The sequence below is a fragment of the Arthrobacter oryzae genome (assembly GCF_030718995.1).
Lineage (GTDB): Bacteria > Actinomycetota > Actinomycetes > Actinomycetales > Micrococcaceae > Arthrobacter > Arthrobacter oryzae_C.
Genome location: NZ_CP132204.1, coordinates 3057667 through 3069637, shown reverse-complemented (window position 1 = coordinate 3069637; position 11971 = coordinate 3057667). Strand labels below are relative to the sequence as shown.

Annotated in this window: 12 protein-coding genes; 7 read left to right on the top strand and 5 right to left on the bottom strand. The window is 65.9% G+C overall.

The annotated features are described in order from the left end of the window. The first annotated feature begins 96 nt into the window (after nucleotides 1–96). The 3 genes from Q8Z05_RS14085 to Q8Z05_RS14075 all read left to right on the top strand — a co-directional run bounded on the left by Q8Z05_RS14085 (nucleotide 97) and on the right by Q8Z05_RS14075 (nucleotide 2105). Entirely contained in the window at nucleotides 97–975 is an 879-nt protein-coding gene (locus Q8Z05_RS14085) for an FAD-dependent oxidoreductase (RefSeq protein WP_305940237.1), read from the top strand. A gap of 92 nt (nucleotides 976–1067) precedes the next feature. Next, nucleotides 1068–1802, top strand: coding sequence for a deoxyribose-phosphate aldolase (gene deoC, locus Q8Z05_RS14080; protein ID WP_305940236.1), 735 nt, complete (start codon nucleotides 1068–1070; stop codon nucleotides 1800–1802). A 72-nt stretch (nucleotides 1803–1874) separates the two neighbouring features. Further along, on the top strand, nucleotides 1875–2105 hold the full coding sequence (locus Q8Z05_RS14075; RefSeq protein ID WP_305940235.1) for a hypothetical protein: 231 nt from the start codon (nucleotides 1875–1877) through the stop codon (nucleotides 2103–2105). Nucleotides 2106–2181: 76 nt separating this feature from the next. Here Q8Z05_RS14075 and Q8Z05_RS14070 read toward each other — a convergent pair whose 3' ends face one another. After that, nucleotides 2182–3015: a metal-dependent hydrolase gene (locus Q8Z05_RS14070; RefSeq protein WP_305940234.1), complete on the bottom strand. Its 834-nt coding sequence runs from the start codon at nucleotides 3013–3015 to the stop codon at nucleotides 2182–2184. A 6-nt stretch (nucleotides 3016–3021) separates the two neighbouring features. Further along, nucleotides 3022–6669, bottom strand: a complete 3648-nt coding sequence (mfd, locus tag Q8Z05_RS14065) for a transcription-repair coupling factor (RefSeq protein WP_305940233.1) — start codon at nucleotides 6667–6669, stop codon at nucleotides 3022–3024. A 220-nt stretch (nucleotides 6670–6889) separates the two neighbouring features. Between mfd and Q8Z05_RS14060 the strand changes: the two genes are divergently transcribed. The 3 genes from Q8Z05_RS14060 to Q8Z05_RS14050 are packed head-to-tail and all read left to right on the top strand — an operon-like array spanning nucleotide 6890 to nucleotide 9163. Then, on the top strand, nucleotides 6890–8386 hold the full coding sequence (locus Q8Z05_RS14060) for an SDR family oxidoreductase (RefSeq protein ID WP_305940232.1): 1497 nt from the start codon (nucleotides 6890–6892) through the stop codon (nucleotides 8384–8386). A 54-nt stretch (nucleotides 8387–8440) separates the two neighbouring features. Then, nucleotides 8441–8938, top strand: coding sequence for a DUF2505 domain-containing protein (locus Q8Z05_RS14055; RefSeq protein ID WP_305940231.1), 498 nt, complete (start codon nucleotides 8441–8443; stop codon nucleotides 8936–8938). 3 nt (nucleotides 8939–8941) lie between these two features. Continuing rightward, on the top strand, nucleotides 8942–9163 hold the full coding sequence (locus Q8Z05_RS14050; protein ID WP_305940230.1) for an SCO4848 family membrane protein: 222 nt from the start codon (nucleotides 8942–8944) through the stop codon (nucleotides 9161–9163). 353 nt (nucleotides 9164–9516) lie between these two features. Here the strand turns inward: Q8Z05_RS14050 and Q8Z05_RS14045 are convergent, their stop codons facing one another. Next, complete coding sequence (locus Q8Z05_RS14045; RefSeq protein ID WP_305940229.1) at nucleotides 9517–9654, bottom strand: hypothetical protein; 138 nt, start codon at nucleotides 9652–9654, stop codon at nucleotides 9517–9519. A 197-nt stretch (nucleotides 9655–9851) separates the two neighbouring features. Here Q8Z05_RS14045 and Q8Z05_RS14040 point away from each other — a divergent pair, with 197 nt between their 5' ends. Further along, the gene (locus tag Q8Z05_RS14040; RefSeq protein ID WP_305940228.1) at nucleotides 9852–10076 is read left to right on the top strand and encodes a helix-turn-helix domain-containing protein; all 225 of its coding nucleotides are present in this window, start codon (nucleotides 9852–9854) and stop codon (nucleotides 10074–10076) included. Here Q8Z05_RS14040 and sufU read toward each other — a convergent pair. Further along, the gene (sufU, locus tag Q8Z05_RS14035; RefSeq protein WP_305943573.1) at nucleotides 10073–10540 is read right to left on the bottom strand and encodes a Fe-S cluster assembly sulfur transfer protein SufU; all 468 of its coding nucleotides are present in this window, start codon (nucleotides 10538–10540) and stop codon (nucleotides 10073–10075) included. The two genes, Q8Z05_RS14040 and sufU, sit on opposite strands and share 4 nt — an antisense overlap. 14 nt (nucleotides 10541–10554) lie before the next feature. After that, nucleotides 10555–11886, bottom strand: coding sequence for a SufS family cysteine desulfurase (locus tag Q8Z05_RS14030; RefSeq protein WP_305940227.1), 1332 nt, complete (start codon nucleotides 11884–11886; stop codon nucleotides 10555–10557). Nucleotides 11887–11971 lie beyond the last annotated feature (85 nt).

The following is an 11971-nucleotide window of genomic DNA, read 5'->3' as shown; positions in this document are numbered from 1 at the left end:
CAACCGGGAAACACCCTCGAAAAACCCTCCGCCTACGCTGGTTTCCAACAGCAACCCCGGGCCTCACACGGGCCTCACCAGCGAAAGGGCCTTCACATGTCCGCTCCGGCAGCGTCCATCTCCTCCTCCACCACGTTCCGGGCGTCGTCCACGCTGGCGCGCGTGGTCATCGCCGGCGCCGGACCGGCTGCCCGTGCCCTGGTGGGCCAGCTGGACCGGTCCCGCTTCGCCGGCAGCATCACCGTGCTGAGCAACCGCGACGACGCCCCTTCCGAGCTCCTGGAACTGGCGGCGCTCCCCCAGGTTTCGATCCGCTTCGGCCAGCCCGCCAGCTTCATCGATGCCGCCAACCGCATGGTGACCACCGCGGACGGCATGGAATTCAGCTACGACCAACTCGTGATTGCCACCGGTTCCGCGCCGGCACTGGCGCCTGTGGACGGTGCGGGCCGCTGCCTGAGCTACGCCACCATCGACGATGCCGCCCGGATCGGTGACGCCGTCAAGGAAGTGACCCGCGTCCTGGGCCGGCGGCCGTTGGGAATCCTCGTGGGGACCGGGCCCGAAGCGGGCCAGGCAGAAGCCGTACTGCGGGCCCGCGGTGTGCGGCCCATCCGCACCACGCTCCGGCCTGCCGCCGTGGTCCCGACGCTGCCCGGTTCGGTGCTCCCCGCGGCCGGGATTGTCTTTGACGACGGCAGCAGCATGAACGGCGACCTGGTGGTCATCGCCGAGGAGCGGGTAGCCCGGGACGGCCTGGCTGCCAGCGCGGGCCTTGAGACGGCGGCAAACGGCGGAATCGTCATCGGACAGGATTTCCGGACGTCCGTCCCGGGGATCTGGGCCATCGGCGACGCCGCCTCGTTCGACGGCGTCCGCCTGGGCCTGCTGGTGGCATCAGGCTCCGCGGCGGGGGCCTGCGCAGCCCGGCTAATGCAGGCAACGCTGCAGGAAGCTGTCCCGGCTGCAGCCTAGCGTCGTTATGGCAAGATGGTCACCTGAGAAGCCACGTAGAACACGGCGCCTGCTGCCCACGAGGCCCGGCAGGGCCACCAGGAAGGACCACCATGAGCAACGAAGCCACCGGCATGCCTGACGCCGCCGCGGCCACAGCACCCGGGGCCACCGCACCCGCAGACATAGCTTCCTTCATCGACCACACGCTGCTGAAGCCGGAAGCCAGCGAAGCGGAGATCCTCAAGGTCTGTTCCGAGGCCGCCGAGTACCATTTCAAGTCCGTCTGCGTGAACCCGGTGTGGGTCAAGACCGTGACCACCGCCCTGAAGGGTTCAGGCGTCCTGACCTGCTCGGTGGTCGGCTTCCCGCTGGGTGCCGCCCCCACCGACGTCAAGGCCTTTGAAGCGCGCGGTGCCGTGCTGGACGGCGCCGACGAGGTGGACATGGTCATCAACATTGCGGCCGCACGTGCCGATGACATGGGTGCGCTGGTTGATGACATCCGGGCCGTGGCCGACGCCGTGCACGCCGGCGACGCCATCTTGAAAGTGATCATCGAGACTGCGCTGCTCAGTGATTCACAGAAAGTCCTGGCCTGCGAGGCCGCCGTGGAAGCCGGAGCGGACTTCGTCAAGACGTCCACCGGCTTCAACGGGGGCGGCGCCACCGTTGACGACGTAGCGCTGATGCGCCGCACAGTAGGCCCGAAGGTCGGTGTCAAGGCATCCGGCGGCGTGCGTTCGCTGGCCGACGCGCAGGCTATGATTGCTGCAGGTGCAACACGTATTGGCGCCAGCTCCGGTATTGCGATCGTCAAGGGCGAACAGGGTTCGTCCGCGTACTGACCTGTTTCGGAAGCGCCACAGTTTTTCAGCCCTTCGGGGCGTTTTGAGCCCTGCGGGGCCGAGGAGGAATGAATGTCCAAGACCGTTGATAGCCCCAAGACCCCTCAGAACGAGAACAGCCTTGCAGGCAGCATCGCTATTTTTGCAGTCATGATGGTCCTGTTCCTCGGCTCCATCTACTCCCTGTCCTTCCTCACGCTGGGCAACCCCTGGCCGATGGCCGTATGCCTGGGCCTCTTCGCTGCTGCGTTCTGGATCCCGCAGACGCTCCTGGGCCGTTCGGACTCGGCCGGCGAGCACTAAGCCTCCAAGCCAAACAGCTGAAGCCCCCCGGATCTTCCGGGGGCTTCAGCTGTTTAAGCGGCTGAGCGCCGATCAGCTAGGCGTTGCCGAACAGCCGGCCGAACAGGCTGTTGACCAGGGTGCTTCCGAGCGCGAGGGCGGCCGGGAAATGCGCTTTGGCCAGCCCCCAGCCGGCCACGCACATCCCCACCATGGCATAGGCGCTCACGGGGATCAGCACGAGCCACTCCCGCTTGGAGCCGGCCCGCCCCAGCAACGGCAGGGAAAACGCCCCGTTTGCCCTCCAGATGTCGTTGAGCACCGGCAGTTTCCGCAGGAACCGGGGCGGCTTGATCACGATCGGCCACAGCAGCGGCACTCCCCCGGTGGTGATCATGTCTCCCACAATATGCACCACCACGCCGGTCAGCATTGAAACGGGCAGCCACGTCCACTGGTCCGGCGCGAACCAGGTCACCACGCCCGCCATGGTCAGCGCGAAGAGCCAGTTGCTGATGAATCCGGCCTTCGGGAACAGTTTGAGCGCCTTGGCGGCGATGTTGATCATGAACATGCACAGCAGGCCTGCCCCCACAGACAGCAGACCCCATTGCGTCTCCAGCTGAATCTGCCCGGCAAGGGTGGCCAGCAGCACGAAGAAGGCCGCCCCCAACACCGAGTGAGTGCCCCGCCGGTGCCCGCCGCTGGCATTTTCGATCCCGACGGCAATGACGTTGGACAGCGGCGGCAGTGAGTTGGCAACGGTGCTGTGGCGGTGGTCCCAGTCGCACACCAGCGCGGTGCCCGCCGTCGCCATTCCGCCGATCAGGATTCCGGTGGCGTCCAGCGGGTACCAGCCCAGCGTGTACGGCCCCGTTGAGGCAATGGCTACCCACGCCGCGGCTCCCGACGCGGCGTGGTGTCCTCCCATCAAGGGCTAGCCCCTTGTTTTTTCGAGCGGAGCGTCCGCGTCGGAGAAGATGTTGCGGATGACGCCGTTGGCCCACTCCAGGATTTCGGCATCCTGCAGGTCGCGGCCGCCGATCCGGGCGGTCTTGGGCTTCGGGATGAGCACTGCGTCCAGGGCGGGCTTCGACTGTGAGCCGGGGTACATGCGGTTGAGCCGCATGGTCTTTGATTCGGGCAGCTGGGCCGGCGAGAACTTGATGAAGTTTCCCTGCAGGGCGACGTCGGACAGCCCGGCTTCGCGGGCTCCCACCCGGAAGCGGGCGACGGCGATCAGGTTCTGCGCAGGCAGCGGCGGCTCGCCGTAACGGTCCACAAGTTCGGCCAGGACCTCGTCGATGGCTTCGTTCGTGAGCGCGGACGCCAGTTTGCGGTAGGCCTCGAGGCGCAGCCGTTCCCCTGGCACGTAATCGTGCGGCAGGTGGGCGTTGACGGGCAGCTCGATTTTCATTTCGGCGGCCTTCTCTTCGGCCTCACCGCGGAAGTCCGCAACGGCCTCGCCCACCAGGCGGATGTAGAGGTCGAAGCCCACGCCCTGGATGTGGCCGGACTGTTCGCCGCCCAGGAGGTTGCCGGCGCCGCGGATTTCGAGGTCCTTCATGGCCAGCTGCATGCCGGCGCCGAGTTCGTTGTGCGTGGCCACGGCCTTGAGCCGTTCCAGCGCCACTTCGCCCAGCGGTTTCTCGGAGGGGTACAGGAAGTACGCGTAGGCGCGTTCGCGGCCGCGGCCCACGCGTCCGCGCAGCTGGTGGAGCTGGGAGAGCCCGTATTTGTCGGCCCCGTCCACGATCAGCGTGTTGGCGTTGGAGATGTCCAGGCCGGTTTCGATGATGGTGGTGCACACCAGCACGTCGAAGCGCTTCTCCCAGAAGTCCACGATGATCTGCTCGAGCCGGCTTTCGGACATCTGGCCGTGGGCCACTTCCACCCGGGCTTCCGGGACCAGCTCGCGGATCTTGGCGGCCGTGCGCTCGATGGTGGACACGCGGTTGTGGACGAAGAACACCTGGCCCTCACGCATGAGCTCGCGCCGGATGGCGGCGGAGGTCTGCTTCTCCGTGTACGGGCCCACGTAGGTCAGCACCGGATGGCGTTCTTCGGGCGGGGTGGCAAGGGTGGATGTTTCACGGATGCCGGTCAGCGACATCTCCAGGGTGCGCGGAATCGGGGTGGCGCTCATGGCCAGGACGTCGACGTTGGTGCGCATCTTCTTGAGCGCTTCCTTGTGTTCGACGCCGAAGCGTTGTTCCTCGTCCACGATCACCAGGCCCAGGTCCTTGAACGCGAAGTCCTTGGATAGGAGCCGGTGCGTGCCGATCACCACGTCCACGGATCCGTTCTTCACGCCTTCGGCGGTTTCCTTGGCTTCCTTCGAGGCCTGGAAGCGGGACAGCGGCTTCACCCGCAGCGGGAAACCGGAGAAGCGTTCCGTGAAGGTTTCGTAGTGCTGCTGGGCCAGCAGCGTGGTGGGCACCAGGACTGCCACCTGCTTGCCGTCCTGGACGGCCTTGAAGGCCGCCCGCACGGCGATTTCGGTCTTGCCGTAGCCCACGTCGCCGGACACCAGCCGGTCCATGGGTATTTCCCGTTCCATGTCCGCTTTGACTTCGTTGATGGTGGTCAGCTGGTCAGGGGTCTCCACATACGGGAACGCTTCCTCGAGCTCGCGCTGCCACGGCGTGTCCGGCCCGAACGCAAAGCCCTTGGAGGCCATCCGGGCGGAGTACAGCCTGATGAGTTCGCCGGCGATCTCCTTGACCGCTTTGCGCGCCTTGGACTTGGTGCTGGCCCAGTCCGCCCCGCCCATCTTACTCAGGGCAGGGGTGTCCCCGCCGACATAACGGGTCACCTGGTCCAGCTGGTCGGTAGGCACAAAGAGCCTGTCGCCCGGGGCGCCGCGCTTGGACGGTGCGTACTCCAGGACGAGGTATTCGCGGACACCGTCCCCGCCGCCTGCCACCTTGCGCTGGATCAGTTCAACGAACCGTCCGATGCCGTGTTGTTCATGCACCACGGAGTCCCCTGCAACCAGCTGCAGCGGGTCCACGGCGTTCCGGCGCTTGGACGGCATGCGGCGCATATCCTTCGTGGACCCCGCGGAGGTGCGTCCCAGCAGGTCCGCTTCCGTCAGCAGGCCGAGTTTCAGCCCGTCCAGGACAAAACCGCGTCCGACGGCGGCGGTGGTCACCTCGATGATGCCCGCCTGCGGCTCGTCATCCAGCGAGTCCACCCGGGCGCACGGGATGTCGGCGTCATGGAACAGCTCAGCCAGGCGCTGGGCGGGGCCGGGGCCCTCCGTGACCACCACGATGCGCCACTGGTCCCGGACGTGCGAGCCGATGAACTCCATCATCTCCGCCACGTCGCCCTGGTAGCCGCGCGGTTCCCGGGCGTGCAGGTTGAGCACGTTGATGTCCGGGGTCAGCTCTTCGTCGGTGGCCAGCGAGGTGATGGACCACCACGAGACGTCGTGCCCAAGGGCCGAGGTGCGGGTCTCCGTCAGGGAGCGGAAGCTGGCCGAATGCAGGGCAGCCGACGCCGCCGAGCTGAGATCGAGCGGCGCGGTGCCCCCGTCGGACGCCGTGGACCAGGCCGCTTCCAGGAATTCCTCGTTCGTGGCGGCGAGGTCGTGGGCGCGCGTGCGGACCTTCTCGGGTTCGATGACCACCGAGATGGACCCGCCGGGCAGCTGCTCCACGAACGGCACCATGGCATCCACCAGCACGGGAGCGAGGGATTCCATGCCCTCCACCGCGATGCCGCCGGCGATCTTTTCGAGCATGTCGGCAGCGGCGGGCAGCTGTGCCTTGAGTGTTGCGGCCCGGGACATCACGGACGGGGTAATCAGGATTTCACGGCACGGCGGGGCGTTCAGTTCCGTGGGGTGGTGCAGGCCGGGCGAGGAGAGGGACCGCTGGTCAGCCACGGCAAACCAGCGCATCTGGTCCACCTCGTCGCCGAAGAACTCCACGCGGATGGGATGGTCCTCGGTGGGCGGGAAGACGTCCAGCATGCCGCCGCGGACCGCGAATTCGCCGCGGCGGGACACCATGTCCACCCGCGCGTAGGCGGCGTCGGAAAGGCTGCGCACCACGTCGGTGAAGGACACTTCCTGTCCCACCTTCAGTGTGACGGGCTTGAGCTCGCCGAGCCCGGCCACTATCGGCTGCACCACTGCGCGCACGGGAGCCACCACAACGCGGAGTGGTCCGCCCGCAGCCGTGGCGGGGTGCGCCAGGCGGCGCAGTACGGACAGTCGTCGTCCCACCGTGTCCGAACGCGGGGACAGCCGCTCGTGCGGAAGGGTCTCCCAGCTGGGAAATTCAGCCACCGAATCGGCGGGCAGGAAGGCGCGCAGGGCTGCGGTGAGGTCCTCTGCTTCACGGCCGGTGGCGGTGACGGCCAGCACCAGGGGCGTCCCGGCGTCGTCGTGCAGGGCCGCGAGGCCGTCCGACATCTCCGCCAACAGCGCCGCGCGCAGGCCCGCCGGCGCGCTGATCTGGTAATCCTCGCTGCGGGTTCCGAAACTCCGGGACGCTTCAGCCTGCACGCGGGCAAACGTTGTGTCTCCGGCGAGCGCGCGGCGAAGGCCTGTAAGTGACGGGCCGGTGAGGCTCATGGCAGAAGCTCCTGAAATGATCACGGGAAGGCAGGCAACACGAAAACCCGAAATTCGCGAGAATCCCGGGTCTTCCCAGCCTACCGCGATGGCGGAGCGCCGTGCGCGTAGTGGATGCCCGGTTCACTTGCCCCGGCTTCAATCAGGCGTCTCTGGAAAAACCTGGATTGATAAGCTGGCTGTGCATCGACGCATTCCGCGACGTTCCAAGGAGATCCACATGAACGGCATCCCGAAAACCGTGCTTGTTACCGGCGCCACCGGTTATATCGGCGGGCGGCTGGTCCCCCGGCTCCTCGAGGCCGGGCACACGGTGAAGGTTGTGGTCCGGACTCCGGCCAAAATTGCCGGCGTGCCGTGGCTGGATCAGGTCGAGGTCATCCAGGGCAGCCTCGACGACGGCGACATGCTCCGGACTGCGCTGGACGGCGTCGACGTGCTTTACTACCTGGTCCACTCAATGGCTGCCGGTGCCGGTTTCGAGGCCAAAGAGAAAGCCATGGCGGAGACCGCCGCCAAAGCGGCCGCCGGTGCAGGCGTGAAGAGAATTGTCTACCTCGGCGGCCTGCACCCGGAGGGCGCCGAACTCTCAACGCACATGCGCTCCCGGGAGGCCGTCGGCAAGGTCTTCCTCGCGAGTCCGGTGGACGCGGTGGTGTTCCAGGCGGGCGTCGTGATCGGATCCGGCTCGGCATCGTTCGAGATGATCCGGCACCTTTCAGAGACGCTCCCCCTCATGCCGGCCCCGAGCTGGGTGCGGAACCGGATCGAGGCAATCGCCGTCAGGGACGTGCTGTACTACCTCGTCTCCGCGGCGTCCCTGGAAGGGCACATCAACCGCAGCTTCGACATCGGGTGCAGGCAGGTTCTTACCTACGCGGGAATGATGAAGGAGTACGCCGCCGAGGCGGGCCTGCCCTACCGCGTGGTGCTCGCCCTGCCCATTCCCGCGCCGAAGCTCGCAGGCATGTGGGTAGCCCTGACCACGCCCATCCCGCTGTCCATGTCGCTGCCGCTCGTTGAATCGCTCCAGCACGACGCCGTAGCGCGGGAGCACGACATTGACGACTTCATACCTCAGCCTGAGGGCGGCCTGACGCCGTACCGGCGGGCCGTCGCTCTCGCATTGGGCAAGGAACGCGATGCCCAGGTGGAAACAACCTGGGCAAGCGCCGGCGCGGACGCCGACCCGCTGCCGAGCGACCCGGACTGGGCCGGACACAGGGTCTACGTCGATGAGCGAAGCTACTCCAGCCCGGTGGATCCGAAGTATGTCTGGACCATCATCGAGGGAATCGGCGGCCGCAACGGCTGGTACTCCCTCCCGCTGGCGTGGCGGGTCCGCGGCTGGCTGGACAAGCTGACCGGAGGCGCCGGACTCCTCCGCGGCCGCCGGCACCCGCACCTGCTTGCCGAGGGTGAAGTGGTGGACTGGTGGCGCGCCGAACGGATCGAACGGGGCCGCCTGCTGCGGCTTCGGGCGGAAATGCGTGCACCGGGCCGCGCGTGGCTGGAGCTTTCAGTGGAGCCGGAAGGCACCGGCAGCCTCTACCGGCAGCGCGCCATCTTCTTCCCGAAGGGGCTCAGCGGAAAACTGTATTGGCTCGCCGTGCTGCCGTTCCACAGCGTCATTTTTCCGGCCATGTCACACAACATTTCAGCTGCTGCCCAAAAACTGGCTGAGGCCGAATCGGAGTCCGCCACTTCCACCACGTAGGATGTGTGAGGCAAAAAACCGATGCCCCACACCCCCCAACCCCATGGAGGAACAATGGCACTGAGTGCTTCCACCACCCTGCCGCACAGCGTCGATCGCATCACCGCTGTGTTCGCCAACGAAGACTTCCAGCGCCACACCAGTGAACTGGTGGGCGGAACCCTTGAATCGTTCAAGGTCGACGGCGATGTTGCCGGCGCTTTCAGCACCACCTCGGTGCGCACCCTGCCCACCACCCGGCTGCCGGAGATTGCCCGCAAGTTCGTGGGCGAACGCCTGACTGTCACCCAGCTCGAGACGTGGGAAGCCCCTGGTGCTGACGGTTCACGGCAGAGCAGCATCAGCCTGAAGATCGCCGGTGCCCCGCTGGACGTCAGCGCAGTGCAGCGGCTGGTCGCCGACGGCGGCAGCACCCGTGTTGAACTCGAGGGCAACGTGACATCCTCGGTTCCGTTCCTGGGCGGCAAGATTGCCGATGCTGCCGAGCCCATGGTGGGCAAGGCACTGAACATCCAGTCCCAGCAGGCGCAGGCCTGGCTGGAAAGCCACTGACCGGTGCAGCTTCCTGTTGCCCTGGCTTGGGTCCTGATCGTCGCCGGCGTCTGGTCCCTGGTGGTCTGGCCGCAGTTCCTTAAGCGAGTGATGAAGGATCCGCGGGCCCGTGACACGGCCGGCAAGGCCACCCGGTTCCTCACGATCCACGTGGTCCTGGTGTCCGTCTCGCTGGTGCTTGGCGCCGCCACGGCGGCCATCGGCATCGCCGCGCTGGTCAGCTAGCGGGCGGCCCGGCCGGCCACTCGAGTACCCGGAGCTGCAAATGGAGTATGAGGGGGCATAAGTGAGGTGTGCGACACGCTGTTATCGGAACGTGATAAGCCGTAAATTTCTGCTATGGACGCGAACGATATGGAACGGGTTTGGCATGGCAGCCACCGTAAAGTCGACCGCAGAAACTGGTCGCTGTATTTCGCACTGACCCTATTGGGGCTTATCGCGTGGGTAATTCTTGTATTTCCCCACTAATCTTCCGAATTTCCAAACCAAACAAAACTCCGGCGGGTCTCCACCTGCCGGAGTTTTTTGTTTTCCGCGCCGGCGGATATTGCGTCCCGCGACCAGCGCAAGCGGAATTACCGGACAAAATCGGAGAACCCTGCCATGATCGTCAGCACCGTGAGCACCACCAGCGCTATAACGCAGACAATTTCAGCCCTGTGAATCCTGTGCTGCGTTTGCCGCCATTCGCTCTCGTCCTGGCTATCGACCATATGACGAGGCTACGTGCCTCCCCTGAACGCGACTAGAGTAACCACTACTTGTCTTTTTCCCCATAGCGGTGCGCTCTTCACATCAAGCTCACCATGCCATAAAGTAGCCGTAGGATCGGCGATCGGCTCAGCGACGTTTATCTCAGGATCGAAGTACGTCCCCAGGATTGAACTACGTCCCAGGAGAGCTGAGAACAGTGGCCGCTGAAGGATTTTCCAATACCCGTTTCCTCACAGTTTCCGAGGTCGCCGAAGTCATGCGGCTGTCCCGGATGACCGTGTACCGGCTCGTCAAGGCGCACGACCTGCCGGCCGTCCGCTTTGGCCGGTCGTACAGGGTTCCCGAGCACGCCATCGAGGACTACGTCCAGCACCATTCCACGCTCTCGGACGATGAGCATCCGGAGGCCGGCAAGACCTAGCGGCTGGTGGCTACGGCCTGCCGCAGCGCATCTTCTGCAGCCACCCACGCCAGCATGGCGCACTTAACCCTGGCCGGATATTTTGCGACCCCGGCCAAGGCCGCCGCATCACCCAGAATCTCTTCGTCCGGCTCCAGCCGGCCTCGTGAGCGCATGAGCTCCCTGAAGTGATCGATCATCTCCGCCAGCTCATCCGGCGATGCACCGTCGGACAGTTCGCTCAGTATTGAGGCAGAGGCCATTGAGATGGCGCAGCCGTCACCGTTCCAGTGGATTCCTTTCACCGTTGACTGGTTACCCGCTTCCGCCAACTCCAGGCGTAGCGTAATTTCGTCGCCGCACACCGGGTTGAGCTGGTGGCACTGGCCCACGCCCGCCTGGTCAGGCATTGCCGCGGCATCTTCATCCGTCAGGTCGGATCCGCTGCGGGTCTTCGCATGTTCCAGGATCAGTTGCTGGTACATCGCGTCCAGTGCGCTCACTTCGATGCCCCCGTGCCCGCGACACCAAAGTAGGGCCGGACCTGGGCCACAGCCTCAAGCAGAAGGTCCACTTCTTCGGTGGTGTTGTACAAATACGTACTCGCCCGGGTGGTGGCAGTCAGGCCCAGCCTCCGGTGGAGCGGCTGCGCACAGTGGTGGCCCACGCGGACGGCGATACCGAGGCTGTCCAGATACTGGCCGACGTCGTGCGCGTGCACGCCAGCGACGTCAAAGGCTGCCAGGCCGAGCCGTTCCACACCTGCCCCCGGCCCCACAACGCGGATTCCGTCAATGGCGCCCAGCCCGGTGACCAGCCGCTGGCCCAGGGCAGCTTCCCAGCCGGCGATGCGTTCCATGCCGGTCTCGCGCAGGTAGTTGGCTGCGGCGGCGAGCGCCACCGCCTGGGAGATGGGCTGGGTTCCGGCCTCGAACCGCTGGGGCGCCGGAAGGTATTCCGCTTTTTCCATCGTCACGGTGGTGATCATGGAGCCTCCGGTCAGGAACGGAGGCATGGCGTTCAGGAGCTCCCGCCGCCCGTAGACGCCGCCAATCCCGGTGGGAGCCAGCATCTTGTGGCCGGAGAAGACGGCAAAGTCGACGTCCAGGGCCTTAACGTCGAGGGGCAGGTGCGGAGCAGACTGGCAGGCGTCCAGCACCACGAGCGCGCCCGCGTCGCGGGCCAGCTTCACAAGCTCGGACACAGGATTGATGGTTCCGAGCACATTTGACGCGTGGGTGAACGCAAGGACCTTGGTACGCCCTGTGATCAGCCGCGCGGCCTCCTCAAGCCGCAGCGCGCCGTCGTCGTCAATGGGAATGAACTTCAACGTGGCACCGGTGCGCCGGCAGAGCTCCTGCCACGGGATCAGGTTCGCGTGGTGTTCCATCTCCGTCACCACGACCTCGTCTCCCGGTCCCAGGGCGAAGCGGCCGGCCTCGCCCCGGACGGTGCCGACGCTGGCGTTCGAGAAGGAGTAGGCCAGGAGGTTCAGGCCAGCGGTGGCATTGGCAGTCCAGACCAGTTCGTCCTCCGCCGAGCCGATAAAGGCGGCCACGGTGGCACGGGCGTCCTCGAACGCGTCGGTGGCCTGGACGGCAAGATGGTGGGCGCCGCGGTGCACTGCGGCGTTCCTCAGCTCGTAGAACTCCTGTTCGGCTTCCAGCACGCTTCGGGGGTTCTGTGAGGTGGCGCCGGAATCCAGGTATACGAGGGGCCGGCCGTTGACTTCCTGGTCCAGGACGGGGAAGTCGTTGCGGATCCGCAGGACCTCGACATCACTGAGCGCGACCTGGCTGACTGCGGTAGCGGGAGTGGATACCATGACCAAACTGGAGCTCCTTGATAGGCAAGACCTGCCGACGGCTCGCCGCCACGGGCAGGCACACCGCTTGCGTCCGCGGTGCTACTCCACA

Excerpts from the sequence above, each read along its gene's own strand:
- Q8Z05_RS14085 (WP_305940237.1), top strand. The coding sequence starts at position 97 with ATGTCCGCTCCGGCAGCGTCCATCTCCTCCTCCACCACGTTCCGGGCG.
- deoC (WP_305940236.1), top strand. The coding sequence starts at position 1,068 with ATGAGCAACGAAGCCACCGGCATGCCTGACGCCGCCGCGGCCACAGCA.
- Q8Z05_RS14075 (WP_305940235.1), top strand. The coding sequence starts at position 1,875 with ATGTCCAAGACCGTTGATAGCCCCAAGACCCCTCAGAACGAGAACAGC.
- Q8Z05_RS14070 (WP_305940234.1), bottom strand. The coding sequence starts at position 3,015 with ATGGGAGGACACCACGCCGCGTCGGGAGCCGCGGCGTGGGTAGCCATT.
- mfd (WP_305940233.1), bottom strand. The coding sequence starts at position 6,669 with ATGAGCCTCACCGGCCCGTCACTTACAGGCCTTCGCCGCGCGCTCGCC.
- Q8Z05_RS14060 (WP_305940232.1), top strand. The coding sequence starts at position 6,890 with ATGAACGGCATCCCGAAAACCGTGCTTGTTACCGGCGCCACCGGTTAT.
- Q8Z05_RS14055 (WP_305940231.1), top strand. The coding sequence starts at position 8,441 with ATGGCACTGAGTGCTTCCACCACCCTGCCGCACAGCGTCGATCGCATC.
- Q8Z05_RS14045 (WP_305940229.1), bottom strand. The coding sequence starts at position 9,654 with ATGGTCGATAGCCAGGACGAGAGCGAATGGCGGCAAACGCAGCACAGG.
- sufU (WP_305943573.1), bottom strand. The coding sequence starts at position 10,540 with ATGTACCAGCAACTGATCCTGGAACATGCGAAGACCCGCAGCGGATCC.